The sequence below is a fragment of the Cryobacterium sinapicolor genome (assembly GCF_004403465.1).
GTDB classification, from domain to species: Bacteria; Actinomycetota; Actinomycetes; order Actinomycetales; family Microbacteriaceae; genus Cryobacterium; species Cryobacterium sinapicolor.
Genome location: NZ_SOGQ01000015.1, coordinates 49324 through 73280, shown reverse-complemented (window position 1 = coordinate 73280; position 23957 = coordinate 49324). Strand labels below are relative to the sequence as shown.

The following is a 23957-nucleotide window of genomic DNA, read 5'->3' as shown; positions in this document are numbered from 1 at the left end:
TGCACGCACAGATATGCGCAGCAGCGTTCAACACTACGCGGTGCTCTCCCCCGGCGCAAACTCGCTAGTCAACGGATGCGGCGGAGCAGGCCGCGCAGAGACCGAACACGTCGACCACGTGGGCAGCCTGGGTGAATCCGTGCTCGCCGGCCACGTTCTTTGCCCAGGTTTCCACGGCATCCGCTTCGATCTCGACGGTGAGGCCACAGTTGCGGCAGATTAGGTGGTGGTGGTGGTCGGTCGTGCTGCAGGCGCGGTAGAGCGCCTCACCGTCGGGCGACTGCAGCGAGTCGGCCTCGTTCTCGCCGGCCAGGTCGGCCAAGGCCCGGTAGACCGTGGCCAGGCCGATGGGCGAACCCGTGGCGTGCAGGCTGGCGTGAAGTCCCTGGGCGCTGACGAATCCCTCCGCCTCGCTGAGCGCGGTGCGCACGGCCTCGCGCTGCCAGGTGTTTCGCTTCATGCTGTCAACCGTAACCGCGCAAGGGACAGTCGGCGACCGCCGAGGGCCAGCAGGAAGAGGGCGGCCGCGGTGAGGGCGATCGCCGGTCCGGCGGCCACGTCGATCGCCCGGGACAGGAGCACGCCGACCAGGCCGGCGGCCGCACCCAGCACCGGTGCGAGCACCAGGATCTGAGTGGCGGTGCGCGTGACCAGGCGCGCGGCGGCGGCCGGGGCCGCGATCAGCGCGATCGCGAGGATGGCGCCGACGGCGGGCATGGCGGTGACCACGGTGGCGGTGATCAGGGTGAGGGTGAGCAGCTCGATCGGCCATTCCCGGAATCCGGCGGCGCGGAATCCGCTCGGGTCGAAAGTGGAGAACAGGATCTCCTTGCCCAGCAGCACGATCACGGCCACAGCCACCCCGAGCACGCCGACGGCCAGCGCGAGGTCGCCGGTCGTCACGGTGAGGATCGACCCGACCAGGTAGGAATCGACCTGCACCGGCAGCGACGGGTTGAGGGCCTGCAGCAGCACCCCGAGAGCGAAGCCCGCGGTGAGCAGGATGCCCGACGCCACCTGCGTGCCCTGCCGCTTCACCCGGCCGATCAGGGTCATGATGCCGACGATCAGGATGCTCGCCAGGGCCGCCCCGAGCGGAATGCTGACACCCACGATCGTTGCGGCCACGGCTCCCGGGAAGGTGGCGTGGGTGAGGGCCTGGGCGAAGAAGGTGCGGCGGCGCAGCACGACGAGGGATCCGACCAGCCCGCTGAGGGCGCCGATGACGGCGGCCGCGAGGAGTGCCTTCTCGAAGTAGCCCATCACTTCCCCAGCCTTTCCCGCTGCTGGACGGAGCGACGCGGTTTCGAGAAAGTCGGTGGGGAGTGGGGCGGCGGAGTGTGCGGCGGCCGCGCGTGAGACGAACGCAGCCGACGCATCCCGTCGATGGAGAGGCGCGCCACCAGCACCACGGCATAGCCGGCGACCAGGACCAGCACCACGGTGGCACCGCTGGGCAGGTCGAGGCCGGCCTGCACGGATGCCTGGAAGCCGAGCACGAGTCCGAGCCAGGCGCCGAGGGCCGCGAAACCAGCCGCGAGCGGGAACAGCAGCCACAGCCGGTCGGTGATGAGCCGGGCCACGGCGCCGGGCACGATCAGCACGGCCAGGACGAGCAGGTTGCCGACCGCGCTGGATGCAGCGACGACCACGAGGGCGATCGCCACGTTGAGCACCAGGTCGAGCACGAGCGTGCGGTAGCCGGCCGCGGCGAAACCGACCCGGTCGAAGGCGCGGAACACCTCCTCCTTGAGCGTGAGGCCGATCAGCCCGAGAGCCACGATGCAGATCACGACGGTTTGCACGACCTCGGTCGGGCTGACCGTGAGGAGACGGCCGAAGAGAAGTTGCTCCAGCTGGCCGACGTAGTTCGTCTCGCGGGAAACCAGGATTATGCCCACGCTGAACATGGCGGTGAAGACGATGGCGATCGCGGCATCCGAGGACACCGACTGGCGCACGATCAGGGTGAGGATGACGGCCGCGAACAGTGCGGCACCCATCGCGCCGACGAACAGCCCCTCGCGGCCGCCCCAGACGAAGCCGATCGCGATGCCGGGAAACACCGAGTGGGTGAGGCCGTCGCTGATGAATTCGAGGCCCCGCAGGTTGACCAGCACCCCGACAACGCCGGCCACCAGGCTGAGCGCGCCCAGCACGATCAGGGCCCGGGTCATGAACGGCAGGGCGAAGGCGTCGACCAGCGGGGTGAGGAAGTCCATTTCAGTGACCGGTGTGCCCGGGCACGACCACGGTGTGCTCGTCGATTTCTACGCCGACCTCTCGGAACGTGCGTTGCACGTTTTCCAGGATCAGCACCGATTCGCGCGGCCCGAACGCCACCTGGGTACCGTTGAGCAGCAACACCTGCTCGCAGACCTCGCGGGCGAGCTGGAGGTCGTGGGTGGAGACGACCACCGCCACCCCTTCCTCCTTCAAGCGCTTGACGGTGCCCACGAGCGCGTCGCGGTTCTGCTGGTCGAGGCCGTTGAACGGCTCGTCGAGCAGCAGCAGGCGGGGCCCCGCGGCCACGGCCCGCGCCAGGAGTCCCCGCTGCTGCTGGCCGCCGGAGAGTTCGCCGAAGCGGGTTTTCGCGCGGTGCCCGAGGCCCACCGCATCCAGCGCGTGAGTCACCGCCTGGCGGTCGCGCTTGCCGGGCAGGCGCAGCCAGCCCAGCGACCGGTAGCGCCCCATCATGACGACCTGCTCGAGCGTGACCGGAAACTGCTGGTCGATCTCGTCGGCCTGCGGCACGTAGCCGATCGAGCCGGCCGGGGCCGCGGACGCCCCCAGCACCTCGACGGTGCCGCTCACGCGCTGGATCAGACCGAGGATGCCCTTGAGCAGCGTGGACTTGCCAGACCCATTGGGCCCGATCAGCGCCACTGCCTCGCCGGCGCGCACCTCGAAATCGATGTCGGCCAGGGCCGGGCTCTGGCCGTAGGAGAAGGAGGCGCCCGCCACCCTGAGAGCAACGGGTGCGCTCGGCCGTACTTGAGAAGGGTTCTCGATCACTGACTAACTATCGCAGGTCTGCGGGCACCGCAGTGGGCTCCGCCCCCCAGGATTCGAGGATGAGGCCGACGTTGTGCAGCTGCGAGCCAATATAGCTGGCGCCGTCGCTGCCCGTCGCGCCGAGGGAGTCGCTGTAGAGCGCGTCCTCGCCCGAGTACACGGTGACGCCGGCCTCGCTGGCGATGGTGTCGGCGGCCTTCGGGCTGATCGAGGCCTCGGAGAAGACGGCCTTGACCCCGGTGGCCGTGATGGCTGCGACGAGTTCGTCGATCGCGGCGGCGCTGGGCTCGGCGTTGTCGTCGAAGCTCGGGATGATGGAACCGACGTAGGTGATGCCGTAGGCCTCGGTGAAGTAGCCGAACGCATCGTGGTTGCTCACGAGCAGACGCTGCTCGACCGGAACGGCGTCGATGTTGGTACGGATCCACTCGTCCAGCTCGGCAAGCCGGCCGGTGTACGTGGTCGCATTGGCCTCGAAGTCCCCGGCCAGGTCCGGCTGGGCGCCGCTGAGTCCCGCGGCGATGGTGCCGACCATGGTCTCGGCGTTGGCCACGTCGGTCCAGATGTGCGGGTTGCCGCCCTCGTGGGAGTGCTCGGCGTCATCCGTCGCTCCGCCTTCGTCGGCGTGGGCCTCGTCGTCGGCGGGCTCGGCGCCGGCCGCGATGTCCTGGATCTCGATGCCCTCGTCGGAGTCGATGGTCACGCCGTCGAAACCGCTGGCGTTGATCGCGGCGTCGAGCCACTCTTCGAGGCCGACACCGTTGATCACGAGCACATCGGCCTGGCCGAGGGCCGTCAGGTCGGCCACCGATGGGTCGTAACTGTGCGCGCTCTGGTTCGGCTGGATGAGCTGGGTCACCGACACGCCCGCGGCGTCGCCGACGACGCTGCGGGTGAGGTCCGCCACCTGAGTGGTCGTCGCGACGACCCTGAGGTCGCCGGCGGCGCTTTCTGCGGCGGAACCGCCGGTCGGCGCGCAGCCGACCAGGGTCAGCGCGGCAACGGCGGCGAGGGTCGGGAGGACGAATTGATTCTTGATCACACAGGCGACGCTACGCCTAATGATAATGATTGTCAACACCAATAAGACCGGACAGCGCCGCGTTGGGTTGGGTCAAGTCAGGTCAGGTCAGGTCAGGTCAGGTCAGGTCAGGTCAGGTCAGGTCAGGTCAGGTCAGGTCAGACTACGCCGGACGTGCCGAGCAGGGAACCGATCAGGAAGGTGACGACCAGTGCCGCGGCACCGCCGAGCACGACCCGGATCGTCGCCCGCAGTTTCGGGCTGCCGCCGAGGTGGGCGCCGGTCATGCCGAGCGCCGCGAGGGCGATGAGCACGGCGACGAACGTGATCGGAACGCGAATGCTCGCGGGCAGAAGCAGGATGGCCAGGAACGGAAGCAGCGCGCCGAGGGTGAAGGCCGCGGCCGAGACCCAGGCGGCGTGCCAGGCGCTGACGACGTCGTCTTCGGCGATGTTGTGCTCGGCGAGCAGATGGGCCCGCACCGGATCGATCGCGGTGAATTCCACGGCGACTTGCCGTGCCGTCGCCGGGGCCAGCCCCTGCATTTCGTAGAGTTGCGCGAGCTCCGCGAGTTCGCCCTCGGGGTCGCTGCTGAGCTCGCGCTTCTCCTTCTCGATCAGGGTGCGCTGGCTGTCACTCTGGCTGCTCACCGAGACATACTCGCCGAGGGCCATCGAGATGGCCCCGCCGACGAGGCCGGCAGTGCCGGCCGCTGCGAGGGCCGCGGTCGAGCCCGTCGCGCCGGCCACGCCGACGACGAGGGCCGCGACGGAGACGATGCCGTCGTTGGCGCCGAGCACCCCGGCCCGGAGCCAGTTCAATCGGCCGGCATGGCTCTCGGTGGTCTTCGGATCGGCGACCGCCACAGCGACGGACGGGGTGAGGCCAACGATTGCGGCGGGGGCGAGTGACGTCATCCGTACATCAGAACACAGGCTGATGCCCTGCCGCCAGCGTGGACAGCCTTACCTCACCGAGAAGCAAAAAAGCCGGTGAGGCCAGGCTTCCTATACCGTCGACCCTACTCGAGCAGCAGCGCGGGCTCCTCGATGATGCTCGCGACATCGGCCAGGAAGCGGCTCGCGACATCTCCGTCGACCACCCGGTGGTCGAAGCTTGCGCCGATGGTCGTCACCTGGCGCACCCGCACCTCGCCGTCGACAACCCACGGCTTGGGTTTGATCGTGCCCAGGGCGACGATGCCGGCCTCACCGGAGTTGAGGATGGGCGTGCCGGTGTCCATCCCGAAGACACCGATGTTCGTGATCGTGATCGTGCCATTCGCCATATCCGCCGGTGAGGTTTTGCCGTCCCGCGCGGTGATCGTGAGCTTCTCGAGGGCGCGGGCCAGTTCGAGCAGGCTCATGTCCTGCGCTTCCTTCACATTGGGCACGATGAGCCCGCGCGGGGTGGCCGCCGCGATGCCCAGGTTCACGTAGTGCTTGATCACGACTTCCTCGTCGGTGAACACCGAGTTGACCGTGGGGTTACGCCGCACGGCCCAGATCATGGCCTTGGCCATGATCAGCATGGGCGACACGCGCACGCCGGCGAAGTCGGTGGAGGCCTTGAGCCGTTTGACGAACTCCATTGTGCGGGTGGCGTCCACGTCGACGAAGAGACTCACGTGCGGTGCGCTGAAGGCGCTGGAGACCATGGCCTGGGCGATGGCCTTGCGCACGCCCTTGACCGGGATGCGCTCCTCGCGGTCGCTGGGCCATTCCGGGGTCTGGATGTTACGGAAAACGCTGGCCTGGGTGGCCCCCCGCAGAACGTCCTCGCGGGTGACATCGCCGACCGGACCGGTCGCCTCGACCAGGGACAGGTCCACGCCGAGGTCCTTCGCGAGTTTGCGGATCGGCGGCTTAGCGATGACGGGGCCAGCGGATGCCGCGCGCGGCAACTGCGGGAACGGCTGCGCGGCCGGGCGCTCGTGGCGCACGGGCGGCGGCGCGATCGACTCGTGGGCGACGGGGGTGACCCCGTGGCGCTTGCGCCGGGTGGGCATGGTGGCCGCGGCGCCGCGCCCGACCAGAACTGCGCCCTGCGTCTCGGCCGGCTCGTCCGTGATGGTGGAGCCGGCATCCGCTGCCGCACCGGCCAGCTCACCGGCGCCGCCGGCGCCATTGGCGGGCGCTTCGTTCGACCCGGCCGGGGCGGTGACGGTCTCGGCCACGATCGTGATGATGACCGTTCCGACGTCGACGGTCGTGCCGGGCGTCACCAGGATCTCGCCGACCACGCCGACGTAGGGCGACGGTAACTCGACCAGCGACTTCGCGGTCTCGATCTCGACCAGCACCTGGTTGATCGACACGGTGTCGCCGGGCGCGACCCTCCATTCCACGATTTCGGCCTCGGTGAGACCCTCGCCGACGTCGGGCAGTGTGAATTTCGACACGCTCATCGAGTGCGCTCCTTGCTATTGGTGAGGCGAGAGTGGCCGTTCCGGTCGAAGGTGACCCGCGGAACGGGCACTCTCGACCGGAAAGGTGACTGTCGGGGGAGCTGTGCTGGGATCACGAGGAATCAGTGGGAATCAGTAGGAGAGGGCGCGGTCGACGGCCTCGAGCACGCGGTCCGGGCTGGGCAGGAAGTGCGTTTCGACGGCGGCCGGCGGGAAGGGGGTGTCGAAACCGGAGACGCGAAGCACGGGAGCCTCGAGCAGGTAGAACGCCTTCTCCATGACGGTCGCGGCGATCTCCGATCCGACGCTGACGAAGCCGTGGGCCTCCTGGGCGACGACCAGGTGCCCGGTCTTCTCGACCGAGGTGAGGATGGGGCCGTAGTCGATCGGTGAGATCGAGCGCAGGTCGATGACCTCGATGCTGGTGCCCTCCACGGCCGCGAGATCCGCGGCCTGCAGCAGGACACTGACCATGGCGCCGTGGCCGACGACCGTGGCATCCGTGCCGCTCCGCACGACGCGGCTGGCGTGCAGGGGTATGCCGCTTTCGGCGAGGTTTACCTCGCCCTTGGGCCAGTAGCGGCTCTTGGGCTCGAAGAAGATGACCGGGTCGTCGGAGGCGATGGCCTCCTGCATCATCCAGTAGGCGTCGTGCGGGTTCGACGGACTGATCACGCGCAGACCCGGCGTGTGCGCGAAGTACGTCTCCGGGCTCTCCTGGTGGTGTTCGATCGAGCCGATGTGGCCGCCGTAGGGGATGCGGATCACGACGGGCATGGTGACCTGACCCTCGTGCCGGTTGCGCATCCGTGCCAGCTGGCTGGTGATCTGGTCGAAGCCGGGGAAGACGAAACCGTCGAACTGGATCTCGCAGACCGGCCGGTAGCCGCGCAGAGCCAGGCCGATGGCCGTGCCGATGATGCCCGACTCGGCCAGCGGGGTGTCGAGCACTCGCTTGTCGCCGAATTCGGCGATCAGACCCTCGGTGACGCGGAAGACGCCGCCCAGGGGGCCGATGTCCTCGCCCATCATCAGGACTTTCGGGTTGTCCCGCATGGCCTGGCGCAGGCCCGCGTTGAGGGCCTTCGTCATGGGCAGGCTCGTCTTGCCCGTTCCGGGGAGCGCTCGCTCGCTTGCGGCCGAGGACGCCGGGACCGAGGCCGGGGCGGTCGGGGTCGCGTGGCTGGTGGTGCTCGTCACGATCGTGTCGCTCACGCGTCGCCTCCTTCGAAGGATTCCTCGTAGCGGTCGAGCCAGGCCTTCTGTTCCTGGATCAGCGGGTGGGGTTCGGCGTAGACGTTGTCGAAGATGACGGCCTTCTCCGGGGAGTGGATGTCGAGAGCCCGGCGGCGCACATCCGCGGCGTAGTCGTCCGCCTCCTCATCGACGGCGTCGAGGAACTCCTGCTCGACGCCGAGGCCCTGCAGATAGCTGCGGAAGCGCGCGATCGGGTCGCGGGCCACCCAGTAGGCCAGCTGTTCCGGGTCGCGATACTTGGTGGGGTCGTCGGCCGTGGTGTGGGCGCCGACCCGGTAGGTCAGGGCCTCGATCAGGGCCGGGCCCTTGCCGGCGCGGGCGTCGTCGAGGTGCTTGGCCGTCACCGCGAAGCTGGCGAGCACGTCGTTTCCGTCGATCTGGGTGCCAGGCATACCGAAGCCCGCGGCGCGCAGGTAGAGCGGCGTGCGGGACTGCCGGGTCACCGGCACCGAGATGGCCCAGTGGTTGTTCTGCAGGAAGAAGACCTGCGGGGTCTGGTAGCTGGCGGCGAAGACGAGCGCCTCGTTGGCGTCGCCCTGCGACGAGGCTCCGTCGCCGTAGTACACGATGACGGCCTGGTCGGTCTCGGGGTCGCCGGTCGCGGTGGCGCCGTCGAGCTGCATGCCCATCGCGTAGCCCGTGGCGTGCAGGGTCTGCGAGGCCAGCACCAGCGTGTAGAGGTGGAAGTTGCCGTGGTCCTCGGGGGTCCAGCCGCCGAGGGTGACGCCGCGCAGCATCCGCAGGATGTCGACGGGGTCGAGGCCGCGGATCATGCCGACAACGTGCTCGCGATAGGACGGGAAGACGTGATCCTGCGGCCGGGTCGCGTAGGCGGAGCCGACCTGGGCGGCCTCCTGGCCATGGCTCGGCACCCAGAGGGCCAGCTGGCCCTGCCGCTGCAGGTTGGCGGCCTCGGTGTCGAAGCGGCGAACCACGACCATGTCGCGGTAGAACCGCCGGTAGTCGGCCTCGGTCAACCGATCGAGGTAGGGCAGGAATTCGGCCGCGGACTCGCTCGGGGCGAAGACACCCTCCGGGGACAGTAGTCGCACCGTGGGAGAGGCATTGGGGGTCGCTGACACCGTACTAACCTAGCCTCCGGGCTGGGTGCCCCGTTGGTAGATCGTCGACAATGTCAGCGCAGATAGCAAGGAGCTTGTCCACAGATTCTTCCTCGCCGATCGAGATTCGGATGCCCTCGGGGAACGGGCGCACGATCAGGCCGACGGCCGACAGGACGTCGGCGATGTCGGTGGTGTCGTGGGCGGTGGGCAGCCAGATGAAGTTGCCCTGCGGCGCCGGGATGTTCCAGCCCTGCTCGCCCAGCAGGCGCCAGACCCGGTCGCGCCGCTCGGTCAGGGCGCGCACCCGCCGCAGCAGCTGGTCGGCGGCGTTGAGGGATGCGATCGCGGCCGCGCCGGCCACGCCGGTGACCGAGAGGGGAATGGCGGTGGACCGCGCCGCGTCGAGCACGGCGACGGGACCAAGGGCGTAGCCGACGCGCAGGCCGGCCAACCCGTAGGCCTTGGAGAAGGTGCGCAGCACGACCAGGTTCGGGAACCGGGACAGCAACGGCAGTCCGGTGACCGCCTCCGGGTCGGTGACGAACTCACAATAGGCCTCGTCGAGGATGACGAGGAGGTCCGGCGGCACCACCGCCATGAACGATTCGAACTCGTCGGCCGTGACGACGGTGCCGGTCGGATTGTTCGGGCTGCAGATGATCACGACGCGGGTCTGCGGCGTGATGCGCGTGGCCATCTCGGGCAGGTCGTGACCGTGGTCCGGACGGTTCGGCACCTGCACGCTCGTGGCGCCGGCCACGGTGACCAGGCCGGGGTAGGCCTCGAAGGAGCGCCAGGAGTAGAGCACCTCGTCGCCCGGTCCAGCGGCGGCGAGGATGAGCTGGGCCAGGAGGGCCACGGACCCGGCGCCGATGTGAACCTCGTCGACGCTCCGGCCGAACGTCGTGGCCAGCCGTTCACGCAGGGCCAGGGCCGAGGCATCCGGGTAGCGGTTGTACGCGGTCTCGGCGTTCACGGCGGCGATGACGCCGGGCAGCGGATCGAAGGGGTTCTCGTTGCTCGAGAGTTTGAACGCACTGGCGGCGGCAGCTTGACCCTGCCGATAGGCCGGGAGTGCGACAATCTCGGGGCGCAGGCGTACCGAGGGCGGGTCTGAAGGGCTCACTCGGCGATTCTACGCCGCGGCATATTCACGTGGCCGCATGGCTGCGCGCTGGGCTGGCTCTACCGTGCGGGCGGACACCGCCGATGCCATAGTGGAGGCATGGCCAGATTTCTGATCAAGCTGATCCTCAACTCCTTCGCCCTGTGGCTCACGACCCTGCTCGTCAGCGGTGTGCGCGTGGATCCCTACTCCGAGGGCACGATCCCCACGCTCGTCACCTACCTTCTGGTCGCCCTGGTCTTCGGCTTCGTCAACAGCGTGGTGGGCGGGTTCGTGCGGGTTGTCGCGTTCCCGGTCTACATCCTCACGCTGGGCCTGATCTCCTTGATAGTGAACGGTTTCCTACTGATGATCGTGGCCTGGTTCTCGGGCCTGGTCGGCTTCGGGCTCGTGGTCGACGACTTCTGGTGGGGTGTGCTCGGCGCACTCGTGCTGGGCATCATCAGCTGGATTCTCGGCGTTCTGATCCGACCGGTCAATCCCCGCTCCTAGCGCCGCCCCGACGTTCGGCCGGCCACGGTCAGCCGTCGGCCAGACGGATGCCCCGCCACCTTGAGGACTCACCGGCTTGCGTGCCGAGGATCTCCCCCAGCGTCGCCCGGAACTCCCGCAGCCGCGGCTCCTCGGAGCCGTCCATGAGCAGCCCGGTCTCCCGATAGACCGTGAGGGCGTGGGCCGGCAGTGGCCGGTCCAGCGGCACCTCCACCTCCGCGAACACCTCGCGCCGCACCACCAGACGCTCGTCGTCGCCGGTGACCGTGCCTCCCAGTGCCGGGATCAGGTCGTCGGTGTGCTCGACCGTGACGGCCGGTGCGTCGGCGGGCAGGGTCACCTGGGCGGTGGGGCCACCGAAGGTCGCCACCGCGACGGTGTTGAAGTCCCCGGAGGCCGCCAGCTGCGCCGCGACCAGTCCGCCCTGCGAGTGACCCACCGGCACCACCGGATCGCCCGGCGCCACTCCGGCCTCCCGCATGGCCTGCACAACCGCCCGGTAGGAGCCGGAGCCTTGATCGGCGACGGCGGCGAGGTTGGAGGTGAGGTCCCACGGTTGTTCGCCGGGAACCGGGCTCCATGCCGCGGTGCCGCCGATGTAGACCACCCAGGAGGCGTCATCGGGGCCGCCGTAACGTTCGATGCGCACCTGCGGAGCGCCTTCCGACACGGAGGGGATTCGGGCGGCCAGGTCCCCGAAACCGCTCGGCGGCGCCACGGGCCGGCTCCGGTGGCCGCTGCCGGACGGCGCGGCGCCCGCGTGCGGCGGGCCGAGGGCGCGCGCCGGGCCGTCGAGTCGCTCCACCGACACGGGGGTCTCGCGCAGCAGGCCAAGGGGCCGGGCGAGCCCGACCAGGCCCGCGGTGGTCGTCGTCACCCCGAGCAGGCCGAGGCCCTCGTCGCCGAGGGCCACTGACACCGGGAACGGCACGCCGGCCCGGCCGGCGGCCGCGTCGTCGGCCGACGAGACGATCACCCGCACCAGTGCGACCAAGACCGGGTTGGTCAGGGCCCGCGCATGCGCCCGGAACCAGGCGCCGACCTCGGCAGTCGCGTCGCCCGGGTGCCGACCGGTGACCAGCCCGCGAAGCAGGAGCCCCACCGCCGCGGCCGTGAGGCTGGGCATGGCCGCCAGGGCCAGGAGCGGGGCCAGCAGCCCGAGGGTGGAGCCCAGCCATGCTCCGGACAGGCCCGCTGCCCAGTCCCTGAGCCGCTCGGCCCGGCCGTAGCCCTCCGCCGCCTCGATGAGCGCGTCGGCGAGGGTCTGGCTGCGTTCCGCGACGCCGACCAGGGCGGACCGGGCCGCGAACACGCTGATCCCGGCGCCGGGCCCGCCCGTCACCGGGCCGCCGGAAGGGTGGGAATCCAGTGATTGGATGCGCGCCAGCCGCACCAGCCAGTCCTCGGCGTCGCCCTGGAGCAACCGCAGCCGCGCCGCCTCGGCCAGCAGCGTATCGGTCGCGACGAGCGTGCTCCCACCGCCGGACACGATCAGGGCGTCGCCCGGGCCGCCGGGCGGTTCACCGGTCATCGGGACACCGAGGCCGGAGCATCGCCGGGTGCCAGAGCCGGGACCGGACCCCAGGCATCGGCCTCGGCCAGGGCCGCCCCGACCTGATCGATCGCGGCCACCACCTCGGTGAGGGCGGTGTCGAGGAGGCCGGCGGCCCGTCGCAGCTCGCCGGCCAGGTCGCTGCGTCGGCGGTCGTAGCCCCGTTGGGACTCGGAGCGCCACGAGCCGGTCAGGTCGCCGGCCGAGAGCCCGCCGGCGGCGATGTCGACGTCGTCGCGGAGCCGGCGCAGCAGCATCCGTTGCTGCCGGAGTCCGTCTAGGCGTGCCGACAGCGCGTAGTCGGTCAGAATCGTGCCCGGAATCTCCATGTCTGCCCTCCTGCGCGCCGCCGATTCGCTGCCAGTGAGCGTGCCACCCCCGGCCATACCGGTGGTGCCGAATCCGAGAGTTCACGGAACATGCCGCCCGGCGGCGGCTGTGGAGGAGTCCCGGTGCAACACAATGGGGTCATGGACATTGTGTCGACCACGCCCGATGAGTCCACACCCTTCCGCATCGTGTTCGTCTGCACCGGCAACATCTGCCGCTCGCCGATGGCGGAGGTGACGCTGCGCGACCTGATCACCCGCTCCGGCCTGGGCCGGTTGATCACGACCAGCTCGGCCGGCACCGGGGACTGGCACGTCGGCGAGCAGGCAGACCGGCGCACGATCGCCGCCCTGGCCGCCCGCGGCTACGACGGCCGCCACCACCGGGCCCGCCAGTTCGACCCCGAGTGGTTCGCCGACCTCGACCTGGTTGTGGTGCTCGACCGTGCGCAGGAACGAATTCTGCGCAACTGGGCCACAACCGAGCGAGACCGCAACAAGGTGCGCCTGCTGCTCAGTTTCGATGCGGCCCAGGCGCCCCTGCTCGACGTTCCGGACCCGTACTATTCCGACGATGCTTTTTTCGACACGGTTCTTGGCATGATTGAGAGCGCAAATGAAGCGCTCTTCGCGCAGCTTGCACCCGCAATCCGACAGGGAGTCCGATGAGTCCGTTACCGCCCCAGGTCCTCAGCCCACTCGATGGCCGCTACCGCGCCGCCGTCACCGAATTGGGCGAGTACCTGTCCGAGGCCGGTCTCAACCGGGCCCGCGTGCAGGTCGAGGTGGAGTGGCTGATTACCCTCACCGACCGCAGCCTGTTCGGCTCCGTGCCGCTGAACGCCGAGCAGAAGCTGGCCCTGCGGGCTCTGGTCACCGACTTCGGCCAGGCGGAGATCGACGAGCTGGCCGTATTGGAGGCCACCACCCGGCACGATGTGAAGGCCGTCGAGTACCTCGTTCGCCGCCGTCTCACCACCCTGGGCCTCGACCACATCAGCGAGCTCACCCACTTCGCCGCCACCAGCGAGGACATCAATAACCTGTCCTACGCGCTGACCGTCAGCGACGCCGTGCGCGAGGTCTGGCTGCCCAAGTTCCGTGCCGTCATCGGCGCCCTGCGCCTACGCGCGTTCGAGTACCGCGCCGATTCGATGCTGGCCCGCACGCACGGCCAGCCGGCGACGCCCACCACGGTGGGCAAGGAGCTCGCAGTGTTCGTCTACCGGCTCGAGCGCCTGGCCTCGCAGGTCGAGGGCAGCGAGTACCTGGGCAAGTTCAGCGGCGCCACCGGCACCTTCGCCGCCCACGTCGTGGCCGATCCCGCCGTCGACTGGCCGGCTGTGTCCCGCGGTTTCGTCGAGGGCCTCGGGCTCACCTGGAACCCGCTGACCACGCAGATCGAATCCCACGACTGGCAGGCCGAACTCTACTCGCGGGTCTCCCACGCGAACCGGGTACTGCACAACTTGGCGACGGATGTCTGGACCTACATCTCGCTCGGCTACTTCCGCCAGATCCCGCAGGTCGGGGCCACGGGCTCATCGACCATGCCGCACAAAATCAATCCCATCCGGTTCGAGAACGCGGAGGCCAACCTCGAGCTGTCCAGCGCGATCCTCGACTCGCTCGCGGCGACACTGGTGACGTCGCGGCTGCAACGCGACCTGACCGACTCCACCACGCAGCGCAACATCGGCGTCGGCTTCGGGCACTCCCTGCTCGCCCTCGACAACATCGTGCGGGGCCTCGGCGAGATCGACATCGACCGCGCCATGCTCGCCCGAGACCTCGACGCGAACTGGGAGATCCTCGGCGAGGCGATCCAGACCGTGATCCGCGCCGAGGTGTCGGCGGGGCGCTCCACGATCGAGGACCCCTACGCCCTGCTCAAGGAACTCACCCGCGGCAAGCGCATCAACCGGGACGACCTGGTGGCCTTCGTCACGGGGCTGGAGATCGGCGACGCCGCCAAGGCGCGGCTGCTCGAGCTGACCCCGGGCAGCTACGTCGGCCTCGCGGACCCGCTGCTCGACTACCTGACGTAACGGCTGCGCGGGCCGGTTCCGATCAGAGGCCGCGGTTCTGCTCGTCGAGGTCGGACCGCTCAGCCGGGTTCGGCTTCATGCCGAGCACGAGCATCGCGATCACCACGAGCACGAGAATGAACGTGCCGCCGAAGCCGATCAGCGCCAGCACCACGTCCCGGGTGCTCATCAGAACCGTGAGGCCGAGGAAAACGGCCATCACGGCGGAGAATCCGACCAGCTCGATCGGCTTGAGCTTCTCGGAACGGCTGGGCTTGCGCGGGGTGTTCTGGGTCACAGGGTGTCCGAATCGTTGGGTGAGGCCGTGCGGGTGCGGGCGGCATCCGTGCCGGCCCACTTGAGGGAGAACCCGGCGATGGCCAGGTAGACGCCGAGCAGCACGAGGTAGGCGCCGAACAGGCCGACCGACACCACGGCGTTGGGCGGCAGCAGCAGGAAGATCACGGCCAGCAGGGCGGTGACGGCGCCGACCAGCAACCAGTCACGATCGGCCGGGTCGCGCCGACGCGCACGGATGCCGCTGTACAGCTCGAGGAAACCGGTCACCGCCGCCCAAACGGACACCAGGAAGAGGAAGAACCCGAGCCCGCCCGCGTGGAAGACCAGCGCGAGGAGTCCGGCGGCGACACCCACGGCGCCCTGCACCAGAAAGAGGGACCGCTCCCGCGGGTCGGCGAGCGCACGCCGGCTGAGCAGACCCACGGTGAGGCCGCTGACCAGCGCGAACCCCCCGAACATGAACAGGCCGAACTCCGCGGAATGATCGGCGTTGAACGTGATCGCGGCCGCCGGGATCAGGGCAAGGGCGGCGCGCAGCACCGGCACCAGCCAGTACCGGCCTGTGGTGGACTGTGGAGCCTGGGCGTTCGCCACGCGGCGACCTCTTTCATTGCGGGTTGAGTCGGATCCAGTCTACGCGGGCGGCCCTGGGCCTCCGCCGGGCCCAGGGTCGCGCAGGAAGGTCAGAACAGGGTGTCCCCGATGTAGCCGTTCTTCGTGCATCCCGGCGGAATCGCGAACACCGCGGAACCGATCGGGGTGGTCCACTCGTTGAGCAGGTCGAGGGTGTCGAGGCGCGTCTGGATGGGGACGAACTGTGCGTCGACATCCGCCTGGAAACAGGCGAACAGCAGGCCGGAGTTGGAGACCGCGGCACCGGTGGGTGCGTCGTCGTAGTTGTAGCCGCGGCGATGGATGCGCTGGGCCGTGTTCTCGGAACGGGCGCGGCGCAGGTGGGAGAACTCGGGGATGACCGGGAACCCGAGCGGGGTCGTCGCGGTGAAGTCGGGCACGTCCTGCTCCTGCGTGCCCGTCAACGGCGCCCCATTGGCCAGCGTGCGCCCGATCGCGGACTCGCGGCCCGAGCGGTCGAGCCCGTCCCACTTGTCCAGGTTCATGCTGATCCGGCGCAGGACGAAGCCGGTTCCTCCCACCAGCCAGCCGGGGTTGTCGGCCTGGCTCCAGACCAGGCCATCGAAGTCGGTCGTGCCGACGTCGGGGTTCGCGGTGCCGTCCACCTGGCCGAACAGGTTGCGCATGGTGGTGCCGGGCTTCTCGGAACCGGCCGCCCGGCGGAAACCGGACTGAACCCAGCGCACCGTCGCGAAGGAGCGCAGGTCCTTCAGCAGCATCCGGGTGGCGTGGGCAACGGTCAGCGGGTCGTCGGAGGCGATCTGCAGCAGCAGGTCCCCGTCGTTCCATTCCGGTTGGAGCCGGTCGATCGTGAACGCGGGCAGGGGCCGCAGCCAGCCGGGAGCCTCTCCCCCGGCGACGGCGACGAGGCCGGGCCCGAAGCCGAAGGTGACCGTCAGCCGTGCCGGCACGACGGCCAGTTCGGGTTCGGAGTCGGCCAGGGCCGCCTCGCCCTGGGTGAGCCGGGCGGCGTCGTCGGTCAGGATGCGCATCATCCGGCGGAGTGCGGCCCGATCGACCTCCGGGAGCAGGTTGAGGGCGACGAACGTGACCCGGGACTGCGGCTCGGTGTCGACCCCGGCCTGGTGCACGCCGAAGAAGGGCACGGCCGCGGTGCCGCTGAAGAGCGGCACCGTCTGCGGTGCGGAGGCGCCGATCCCGCCCTTGACGACGACGTCGACGCCGATGGCACCGGCGGCGCCGATCCCCGCGGCGGCACCACCCAGAAGGAGGTGCCGCCGGCTGAGCCGATGGCCGGTTTTGGCCGCCGACTCTTGCTGTTCGCTTACATCGTTCCGTGCGTTGGAACTCACTAGTTGTCGGTGTCCGTATCCATCTCGGGGTCGCCCTCGTACGTTTCGTTGGCGCCGGTGTAGTCCTTGACCGGTGCTGAAAACTCGAGGCTCGACCCGTCATCGAGGGTCAAGGTGAAGGTCGCCTCATCGCCGGCCGTGAGCGGGCCGGTGAGCCCCATCAGCATGATGTGGCTGCCGCCCGGGGCGAGCTCGATCGAGCCGTCGGCGGGCACCACGAAGCCGTCCGGATTCTCCTGCATGACCATGTCGCCGGCGTCGTTGGCGACGGTTTCGTGCAGTTCGATCATCGAGGCCGCGGTCGTCTCGGCCGAGACGACCGTGATGTCCTCGGTGCCGGAGTTCTCGAGCAGACCGAAGGCGCCGGTCATGCCGTCCTCGTTCGCCTTGACCCAGGCATCCGTCATGGTCAGGGTGTCGGCCGCGGTGGCGCTGCCGGTCGTCTCGGCGGGCGTCTCGGTCGCGCCGGCGCAGCCCGAGAGGGCGAGCATCAGTGCGGCGGCGGCAACGGAGAGGCGGGTGGGAGCGGTGTTGAGCTTCATGGGAGTTTCTCCTGTTGTGGTTCGTCGAGTGTTCGGGAAGCAGTGCGGTGCGGGTGCTGCAGGTGCCTCATGTGCTTCAGGTGCTTCACGGGTTGCGGCGGCGCCGGGCTCGCCAGACCATGAGCAGGGCCAAGACGGCGAGCCCGACCAGGGCGCCGATGAGACCCACCACGACCAGTGGGAGTCCCGTTGCGGCGTCGGCGTTGTCTTCCGAGTGTGCGGTGGCCGCGTCGGTATCACTCGACGGGTTCGGCGCCGGGGTCGCAGTCTCGGTTGCCGCCGGCTCGGGCTCCACGTCGCCCACGGTGAATGCGAAGGCGCCCGACACTGGATGCCCGTCGGCGGAGACGACCCGCCAGCGAACGTCGTAGGCGCCGTCGGGCAGGTCCGCCGCCACCGGCTGCGTGGCCTGCGACCCCTCGAGCCGCATGTCGCCTTCGGCCCAGTTCTTCTGATCATCGTCGACGACCATGACGATTGCGCCGAGCTCGAGGATCGCGTCCGTGAAGGTGATGGCGATCTCGGTAGGAGCAGGGTCGACCTGCTCACCGTCGGCCGGCTCGGTCAGCAGCACCGAGTCGTGCGCGTTCGCCGCCGGAGCTACCGGGCTGAGAACGGACAGGGCTATCACCAGCACGGTGAGCAAAACGGCAGCAGCCGGGCGACGGGGTGGGGCAGAAGTCATCGAAATCTCCAATTCGTGGAGGGTGGAGGTGAAGCGGGGGTTTCTCGGGAGAACCGCGCACAGCAGTGCCGGTCGTCTCGGGGTAGGCGCGCAGACGCCGAAGGCCTCACCGGGCGCGAGCGGAGCCATCCGGTCGGGGCGTCAGGGAGTCACAGGGGTCACGGCGCCGAGGTCACAGCCGCACAGGATCTGTGCCTCAGAGGGCCAGGGGGGTCAGGGGGGTCAGGGGCGGGCCGCGGCGAAGCACACTCGAGAGCAGCACTCCAAGATCGGCCGGAACGAAGACCCGGCCGAAGGCAGGGCGACCCGTCGCCGCCTGCGCGCCGATCGTGGCCGGGGCGAGGCGTTCGATCAGGACCGCGATGAGACGGTTCGTCGTCTCCTCGAGCAGAGCCCAGAAGGTCTTCTCCCCGCGGCGCAGCGCGGCAATGGTGACGACGGCGGCCAGGGCATGCGCGATCCACATCCAGCCGCCCGGCATGACGCCGGCCGAGTGCATCAGAGGGGAGGCCGACCCGTCGGCGAGGGTCACGGCTCCGTGATGGGACGCGCTCGTCATCGTCACGCCGGAGGCCCCGCCGAGACCGAACAGAACGTGCAGCAGCAGCTGGCTGACCCCGACGGAGACGGACAGTCGCGGTAGCGAGAGACTTTTGCCGGCCAGCAGCACGGACGCGATCCCCGCAAACGCGAGGGCCAGACCCACGCTCAACCAGCCGGGGGCATTGCCGCCCGCAGCCAGGTGGGAAAGGGCGGCGACGAAGACGGCGACGGATGCGGTCAGCCAGCCGCGACCGAAACGCGCCCACCTGCTCGTCATGGCTCTCCCTCGCCCCGGCTCGCCCAAGCCTGGGTCGAATCCCTGCTTGCAGCTTACCGCCCGGACCTGTGCCACGGGCCCGGGCGGGCGTGAGGCTCAGAGCGCGTTGACCGCGCCGAGCACCTTCGTCAGTGAGTCCTTGGCGTCGCCGAACAGCAGAGTCGTCTTCGGGTCGTAGAGCAGCTCGTTCTCGATGCCGGCGAAACCGGGACGCATCGACCTCTTGAGGAACACCACCTGCCGGGCCTCGCCGACGTCGAGGATGGGCATGCCGTAGATCGGTGAGCCGGGCGATGTCTTCGCGGCCGGGTTGACCACGTCGTTGGCGCCGACGACGAGGGCGACATCCGTGTTCTTGAATTCGGGGTTGACCTCGGCCATCTCCTTGAGCGCCTCGTAGGGCACGTTCGCCTCCGCGAGGAGTACGTTCATGTGCCCCGGCATGCGCCCGGCCACCGGGTGGATTGCGAAGACGACCTCGACGCCGCGCGCCTCGAGGGTGGTGGCGAGTTCGGCGATGGTGTGCTGGCCCTGCGCCACGGCGAGGCCGTAGCCGGGCACGATGACCACCCGCTGGGCGTAGTTGAGCAGCACGGCGACGTCTTCCGCGTTGGAGCTGCGCACGGGTCGGTCGCTCTGGGCGGTCGACCCGGCGGTGGAACCGCCCTTGAACGCTCCGAACAGGATCCCGTTCACGCCGCGACCCATGGCGGATGCCATCGCCCGGGTCAGGATCGTGCCGCTGGCACCCACGAGGGTGCCGGCCACCACGAGGAGCAGGTTGCCCAGCACGATGCCTGAGGCCGCGACGGCCAGGCCGGTGAAGGCGTTGAGCAGGGAGATCACGATCGGCACGTCGGCCCCGCCGACGGGGAGCACGAGCAGCGCCCCGACGAGTAGTCCCAGCACGAGCAGTGCGATGGCCCAGCCGGCCGCACCGGTGGCGACGACGAATCCGCCGGCGACGAGTGCGGCCAGGACCACGCCGCCCATCACGATTGCGAGGCCAGGGAAGATGAGCGGCCGGGAACTGATCAGACCCTGCAGCTTGCCGACGGTGACCGCGGAACCGGAGAACGAGACGGCCCCGATGAGCATCGTGAAGACCACGGCGACCTTGCTCCACGGGCTGTCGGTGCTGCCGAGTTCCAGCAGGGCGACCAGTGCCGCGGCGCCGCCGCCGACGCCGTTGAACAGCGCCACGAGCTGGGGCATCTGCGTCATCTCCACGCGCCGCGAGATGGGGGCGGCGATGGCCGAGCCCACCGCGATGGCGATGAGGATGGCCGGGATGTTCTCGATCCGGGCGGAGAGGAAGACGGTGATCACGGCCAGCAGTGCACCGGCGGCCCCGATCAGGTTGCCGCGTCGGGCGGTCTTCGGGGAGGAGAGCCCCCGCAGGGCGAGGATGAAGCAGACCGCGGCGATCAGGTAGAGCAGGCCGGTCCACTCGGGGCTGAGCAGGCTCATTTCGTCGCGTCCTTCGGGTCGGTCTTCGTCTCGGCGCCGGCCGGTTTGCGGGGGGCGAACATCTTGAGCATCCGGTCGGTCACGACGAAGCCGCCGACCAGGTTGGCGGTGGCCATCACCACCGCGAGCAGGGCGACCGCGAGCAGCCACGGCTCCAGGGTCTGTCCGGCAACGATGATGGCGCCGATCAGGATGATGCCGTGGATGGCGTTCGCGCCACTCATCAGCGGGGTGTGCAGCGTGCTCGAGACCTTCGAGACGACCTCGAAGCCGACGAAGACCGTCAGCACGACGACGGTCAGCAGGGTGATCGGATCCATCAGTGTTCTCCTGTCCCGGCGGCGGCCACAGCGGCGGCCGTCGGTTCGTGCCGGATCGTGCCGTCATGCGTCAGGCAGGCCCCGGCGACGACCTCGTCGGTGAAGTCGGGCGTCACCCGGCCATCGACGGTCATCAGGGCGAGCAAGTTGGCCACGTTCTTGGCGAAAAGCCGGGAGGCATCCGCCGGCATCGTGGAGGGAGCATCCTTCATACCGACCAGCGTCACGGAGCCGTCACCGGCCCGGGTGGGCACCAGGGTGTCCGCACCGGCGACAACACCCTCGACGTTCCCCCCGGTTTCGGCGGCCAGGTCGATCACGACCGAGCCCGGGCGCATCGCGGCCACCATGTCGTGCGTGACGAGCAGCGGGGCCGCCCGGCCGGGGATGGCCGCCGTGGTGATCATCACGTCGGCGGCGGCCACGTACGGCGCGAGAAGTTCGCGCTGGCGCACGGCACGGTCTTCGCTGAGTTCGCGGGCGTAGCCGCCCGTGCCCTCCACGGCATCCAGGTCGAGGTTCACGAAGGTACCGCCCATGGAGGTCACCTCATCGGCCGAGGCCGGTCGCACGTCGTAGCCCGACACCCGGGCGCCGAGGCGCTTGGCCGTGGCGATAGCCTGCAGTCCGGCCACGCCTGCGCCCAGCACGAGCACGCGGGCCGGCGGAATCGTTCCGGCAGCGGTCATGTAGAGCGGGAAGAAACGGGGGAAACGGATGGCCGCCTCGAGCACCACCCGGTAGCCGGAGACGAGCGACTGGGAAGTGAGCGCGTCCATCGACTGCGCGCGGGAGATGCGCGGCACCAGCTCGAGGGCGAAGGCCGTGGCGCCTGCCGCGGCCAGGGCGGCCACAGTGGCCAGCTCGGAGGCCGGCGAGGCCAGGCCGACCGTGATCGTGCCGGGGCGGAGAGTGGCCGCGAACTCCCGGTCGAGGGGGCGGACGTGACAGTAGACGTCGAGGTCGCCCGGAGTGAGGTGCGGCACGACGGTGCCACCGGCATCCGTGTAGGCGGCGTCACTGTGACCGGACGCGTCGCCCGCACCGGTTTCGATCAGAACCTCGAGTCCGAGGGCCATGAGCTGGGTCACTGTCTCGGGAGTCGCCGCAACCCGGCGCTCACCCTGCAGACGTTCTCGTCCGATGCCGACTCTCACGCGCATGTCTCCTTCGTGGCGACCGGCCACGAGCGAGAACGGACCGTTCCGAACGCTTGCGCGGCACTTTCATCCCCGCTCGTAGCGTAGTGCGGTTCGGGTGCCGCCCGGTGTATATGACCGGGCGGCGGCGGCGCGGCTAGGCTCCCGGCACCATGTCCGCAAAGCGGGAATAGTGGCCGTGGAACGCGACCGTGACGGTGCGGGTGGGGCCGTTCCGGTGCTTGGCGACGATCAGGTCGGCCTCGCCGGCACGCGGATTGTCTTTCTCGTACGCGCTCTCGCGGTGCAGGAGGATGACCATGTCGGCGTCCTGCTCGAGCGAACCAGACTCGCGCAGGTCGGAGATGGCCGGCATCTTGTCGGCGCGCTGCTCGGGACCACGGTTGAGCTGGGAGAGGGCGATGACGGGAACCTGGAGTTCCTTGGCCATCAGCTTGAGCGCGCGGGAGAACTCACTGACCTCCTGCTGGCGCGATTCGACCTTCTTGCCCGACGTCATCAGCTGCAGGTAGTCGATGATGACCATCTTGAGGCCAACCCGCTGCTTCAGCCGGCGGCATTTGGCCCGGATCTCCACCAGGGTCATGTTGGGGCTGTCGTCGATGTAGAGCGGGGCATCGTTGATGCGGCCGCGGGTGGCGGCGATGGTGGTCCAGTCGCGCGCGTCGACCGCGCCCTTGCGCATGCTCTGCAGGGGCACGGATGCCTCGGCCGCGAGCAGACGCATCGCAATTTCGCTGCGCCCCATTTCCAGGGAGAAGAAGATGCTGGGCATGTCGTGCTTGATGGAGGCTGCCCGGGCGAAGTCGAGGGCGAGCGTGGACTTACCCAGCGCGGGACGCGCCGCCACGATGATCAGCTGTCCGGGGTGGAAGCCGTTGGTGAGCTCGTCCATGTCGGCGAAGCCGGTGGGAACACCGGTCATCTGGCCGTCTTTGAGCTTGGCGGCCTCGATCTCCTCGATCGCGGCCGTGACCGCGTCGGTGAGTGGAACATAGTCCTCGGTTTCGCTGCCGCCGGTGACGGCGTAGACCTCGGCCTGGGCGGTGTTCACCAGGTCGAGCACCTCGCCCTCACCGGAGTAGCCCATCTGGGCGATGCGGGTGCCGACCTCGACGAGGCGACGGAGGAGGGCCCGCTCGGCAACGATCGAGGAGTAGAAGCCGGCGTTCGCGGCGGTCGGCACGAGGCTCGTGAGGGTGTGCAGGTAGTCGGCACCGCCGGCCCGGGACAGTTCGCCGAGCTTGGTGAGCTCGTCGGTGACGGCGATGACGTCCGTCGGCTCGCCCTGGGCATAGAGCGACAGGATTGCATCGAAGATGATCTCGTGCTTGGGAATGTAGAAGTCCGCGGCGCGCACGGTCTCGACGACATCGGCGACGGCATCCTTGCTCAGCATCATTCCGCCGAGGGCGCTCTGCTCGGCGAGAAGGTCGTGCGGGAGCGTTCGCTCGGTGTGCCGGGCTTCCAGTCCTCCGCGCGAGTCGACCCCGCGCTTGTCGGCCAGACCCAAGTGAGAGATCGACACTTGTGCCTCCTTTAGTCGTGGTGCAGTTCTATCAGGGCCCTCCGACATCGCTGCCGGACCCTGTGCACACCTCGATTGCGGCCGCCTGCCCACCATACGGACCCGGCTCGGCGGACAACAAACCACCCTGTGGATAAGCCTGTGGAGAATCTGGGCGAAACGCCGCGTGTCTTGTGCACAAGCTGTGGAATCAACTGTGGAAAACTTAAGTTTTCTTTCGGAGAATATACGTTTGATCAGCTATTAAATCTATTCACAGCTGTGTGAAGAAAACCTGTCTAAAGTACGTGTTGAATCTTGTCGAGGTGTGGGAAAACCTGTGTACAGTCCCTCATGTTCGAGGCCGAAAATCACCCCCGGTTGGGTGTGCGGCATTGCTTAAACAGGTGTAGCGGTGGGTTCCTTTCGGAACCCACCGCTACCCGAGCGTGAAGCTGAGATGCTTACTTGGCAGCTACCACCAGCAGTGTGATGGTGGCGCTCAGTTCGTCACGAAGACGAACCGTTGCCTGGTGCTCACCGGTCATCTTGATCGGGCTGAGCTCGATCTTGCGCTTGTCAAGGGCGCCGAGACCGGCTGCGGCAACTGCATCCGCAACATCCGTGGTCTTGACGGAGCCGAAGAGACGTCCGCCTTCGCCGGCCTTGACGACCAGCTTGACCTTGGCGTTCTCGAGTGCAGCCTTGAGGGCCTGCGCGTCTTCGAGGGTGGCGTGCTCGCGGGCTACGCGAGCGGCCTTGATCTGCTGAATCTGCTTCTCGCCACCGCGAGTCCAGGAAACAGCGAATCCCTGCGGGTAGAGGTAGTTACGGGCGTACCCGTTCTTGACCTCGACGATGTCACCGGGTGCACCGAGGCCGGAGACCTCGTGCGTCAGAATGATTTTTGACATGAG

General features: G+C 69.0%; 26 protein-coding genes. 3 read left to right on the top strand and 23 right to left on the bottom strand.

Going from position 1 to position 23957, the window contains the following annotated elements; genetic code table 11:
• Positions 1 to 64: 64 nt before the first annotated feature.
• The 10 genes from E3T28_RS03525 to E3T28_RS03480 all read right to left on the bottom strand — a co-directional run bounded on the left by E3T28_RS03525 (position 65) and on the right by E3T28_RS03480 (position 9890).
• The gene (locus tag E3T28_RS03525; protein ID WP_134427999.1) at positions 65 to 460 is read right to left on the bottom strand and encodes a Fur family transcriptional regulator; all 396 of its coding nucleotides are present in this window, start codon (positions 458 to 460) and stop codon (positions 65 to 67) included.
• A complete protein-coding gene (locus tag E3T28_RS03520) occupies positions 457 to 1263 on the bottom strand; it encodes a metal ABC transporter permease (protein ID WP_134428055.1) in 807 nt (268 codons plus the stop codon). Before E3T28_RS03520 ends, E3T28_RS03525 begins: the two co-directional genes overlap by 4 nt.
• Positions 1263 to 2222: a metal ABC transporter permease gene (locus E3T28_RS03515; RefSeq protein WP_134427997.1), complete on the bottom strand. Its 960-nt coding sequence runs from the start codon at positions 2220 to 2222 to the stop codon at positions 1263 to 1265. Before E3T28_RS03515 ends, E3T28_RS03520 begins: the two co-directional genes overlap by 1 nt.
• 1 nt (position 2223) lies before the next feature.
• Positions 2224 to 3015, bottom strand: coding sequence for a metal ABC transporter ATP-binding protein (locus E3T28_RS03510; RefSeq protein ID WP_134427995.1), 792 nt, complete (start codon positions 3013 to 3015; stop codon positions 2224 to 2226).
• A 7-nt stretch (positions 3016 to 3022) separates the two neighbouring features.
• Positions 3023 to 4057: a metal ABC transporter substrate-binding protein gene (locus E3T28_RS03505; protein WP_198417143.1), complete on the bottom strand. Its 1035-nt coding sequence runs from the start codon at positions 4055 to 4057 to the stop codon at positions 3023 to 3025.
• A 137-nt stretch (positions 4058 to 4194) separates the two neighbouring features.
• Positions 4195 to 4953: a VIT1/CCC1 transporter family protein gene (locus E3T28_RS03500; protein ID WP_134427993.1), complete on the bottom strand. Its 759-nt coding sequence runs from the start codon at positions 4951 to 4953 to the stop codon at positions 4195 to 4197.
• A gap of 104 nt (positions 4954 to 5057) precedes the next feature.
• The gene (locus E3T28_RS03495) at positions 5058 to 6443 is read right to left on the bottom strand and encodes a dihydrolipoamide acetyltransferase family protein (protein ID WP_134427991.1); all 1386 of its coding nucleotides are present in this window, start codon (positions 6441 to 6443) and stop codon (positions 5058 to 5060) included.
• A 132-nt stretch (positions 6444 to 6575) separates the two neighbouring features.
• Positions 6576 to 7535, bottom strand: a complete 960-nt coding sequence (locus E3T28_RS03490; RefSeq protein WP_134428051.1) for an alpha-ketoacid dehydrogenase subunit beta — start codon at positions 7533 to 7535, stop codon at positions 6576 to 6578.
• A 119-nt stretch (positions 7536 to 7654) separates the two neighbouring features.
• Complete coding sequence (locus tag E3T28_RS03485) at positions 7655 to 8782, bottom strand: thiamine pyrophosphate-dependent dehydrogenase E1 component subunit alpha (protein ID WP_241979141.1); 1128 nt, start codon at positions 8780 to 8782, stop codon at positions 7655 to 7657.
• Positions 8783 to 8786: 4 nt separating this feature from the next.
• A complete protein-coding gene (locus tag E3T28_RS03480) occupies positions 8787 to 9890 on the bottom strand; it encodes a histidinol-phosphate transaminase (RefSeq protein WP_134427989.1) in 1104 nt (367 codons plus the stop codon).
• A gap of 99 nt (positions 9891 to 9989) precedes the next feature.
• Here E3T28_RS03480 and E3T28_RS03475 point away from each other — a divergent pair, with 99 nt between their 5' ends.
• Positions 9990 to 10382, top strand: coding sequence for a phage holin family protein (locus E3T28_RS03475; RefSeq protein ID WP_134427987.1), 393 nt, complete (start codon positions 9990 to 9992; stop codon positions 10380 to 10382).
• A gap of 28 nt (positions 10383 to 10410) precedes the next feature.
• Here the strand turns inward: E3T28_RS03475 and E3T28_RS03470 are convergent, their stop codons facing one another.
• Entirely contained in the window at positions 10411 to 11913 is a 1503-nt protein-coding gene (locus E3T28_RS03470; protein ID WP_134427985.1) for an alpha/beta hydrolase family protein, read from the bottom strand.
• Complete coding sequence (locus E3T28_RS03465) at positions 11910 to 12263, bottom strand: hypothetical protein (protein ID WP_134427983.1); 354 nt, start codon at positions 12261 to 12263, stop codon at positions 11910 to 11912. Before E3T28_RS03465 ends, E3T28_RS03470 begins: the two co-directional genes overlap by 4 nt.
• Positions 12264 to 12404: 141 nt before the next feature.
• Here E3T28_RS03465 and E3T28_RS03460 point away from each other — a divergent pair, with 141 nt between their 5' ends.
• Positions 12405 to 12932 (top strand): low molecular weight protein-tyrosine-phosphatase, encoded by a 528-nt coding sequence (locus tag E3T28_RS03460; protein ID WP_134427981.1) that lies wholly within the window; start codon positions 12405 to 12407, stop codon positions 12930 to 12932.
• Positions 12929 to 14311 carry an adenylosuccinate lyase gene (gene purB / locus E3T28_RS03455; protein WP_134427979.1) on the top strand — a complete coding sequence of 461 codons (1383 nt, stop codon included), beginning with the start codon at positions 12929 to 12931 and terminating at the stop codon, positions 14309 to 14311. The genes E3T28_RS03460 and purB overlap by 4 nt, the downstream gene beginning before the upstream one ends.
• 22 nt (positions 14312 to 14333) lie before the next feature.
• On the opposite strand, the gene E3T28_RS03450 is transcribed toward purB, so the two are convergent.
• The 11 genes from E3T28_RS03450 to rplI all read right to left on the bottom strand — a co-directional run bounded on the left by E3T28_RS03450 (position 14334) and on the right by rplI (position 23954).
• Entirely contained in the window at positions 14334 to 14588 is a 255-nt protein-coding gene (locus E3T28_RS03450; RefSeq protein WP_134427977.1) for a hypothetical protein, read from the bottom strand.
• Positions 14585 to 15184, bottom strand: a complete 600-nt coding sequence (locus E3T28_RS03445) for an HdeD family acid-resistance protein (protein WP_134427976.1) — start codon at positions 15182 to 15184, stop codon at positions 14585 to 14587. Before E3T28_RS03445 ends, E3T28_RS03450 begins: the two co-directional genes overlap by 4 nt.
• 89 nt (positions 15185 to 15273) lie before the next feature.
• The gene (locus tag E3T28_RS03440; protein ID WP_134427974.1) at positions 15274 to 16536 is read right to left on the bottom strand and encodes a Dyp-type peroxidase; all 1263 of its coding nucleotides are present in this window, start codon (positions 16534 to 16536) and stop codon (positions 15274 to 15276) included.
• Complete coding sequence (locus tag E3T28_RS03435) at positions 16536 to 17078, bottom strand: copper chaperone PCu(A)C (RefSeq protein WP_134427972.1); 543 nt, start codon at positions 17076 to 17078, stop codon at positions 16536 to 16538. The genes E3T28_RS03440 and E3T28_RS03435 overlap by 1 nt, the downstream gene beginning before the upstream one ends.
• 85 nt (positions 17079 to 17163) lie before the next feature.
• Positions 17164 to 17763, bottom strand: a complete 600-nt coding sequence (locus tag E3T28_RS03430) for a copper resistance CopC family protein (RefSeq protein WP_166786911.1) — start codon at positions 17761 to 17763, stop codon at positions 17164 to 17166.
• A 196-nt stretch (positions 17764 to 17959) separates the two neighbouring features.
• On the bottom strand, positions 17960 to 18583 hold the full coding sequence (locus E3T28_RS03425; RefSeq protein WP_134427968.1) for a hypothetical protein: 624 nt from the start codon (positions 18581 to 18583) through the stop codon (positions 17960 to 17962).
• Positions 18584 to 18679: 96 nt separating this feature from the next.
• Positions 18680 to 20053, bottom strand: a complete 1374-nt coding sequence (locus E3T28_RS03420; protein ID WP_134427966.1) for an NAD(P)(+) transhydrogenase (Re/Si-specific) subunit beta — start codon at positions 20051 to 20053, stop codon at positions 18680 to 18682.
• Positions 20050 to 20373 carry an NAD(P) transhydrogenase subunit alpha part 2 gene (locus E3T28_RS03415; protein WP_134427964.1) on the bottom strand — a complete coding sequence of 108 codons (324 nt, stop codon included), beginning with the start codon at positions 20371 to 20373 and terminating at the stop codon, positions 20050 to 20052. Before E3T28_RS03415 ends, E3T28_RS03420 begins: the two co-directional genes overlap by 4 nt.
• Positions 20373 to 21530, bottom strand: a complete 1158-nt coding sequence (locus tag E3T28_RS03410) for a Re/Si-specific NAD(P)(+) transhydrogenase subunit alpha (protein WP_134428047.1) — start codon at positions 21528 to 21530, stop codon at positions 20373 to 20375. Before E3T28_RS03410 ends, E3T28_RS03415 begins: the two co-directional genes overlap by 1 nt.
• 139 nt (positions 21531 to 21669) lie before the next feature.
• Positions 21670 to 23061 (bottom strand): replicative DNA helicase, encoded by a 1392-nt coding sequence (dnaB, locus tag E3T28_RS03405; protein ID WP_134427962.1) that lies wholly within the window; start codon positions 23059 to 23061, stop codon positions 21670 to 21672.
• 443 nt (positions 23062 to 23504) lie between these two features.
• Complete coding sequence (gene rplI, locus E3T28_RS03400; protein WP_134427960.1) at positions 23505 to 23954, bottom strand: 50S ribosomal protein L9; 450 nt, start codon at positions 23952 to 23954, stop codon at positions 23505 to 23507.
• Positions 23955 to 23957 lie beyond the last annotated feature (3 nt).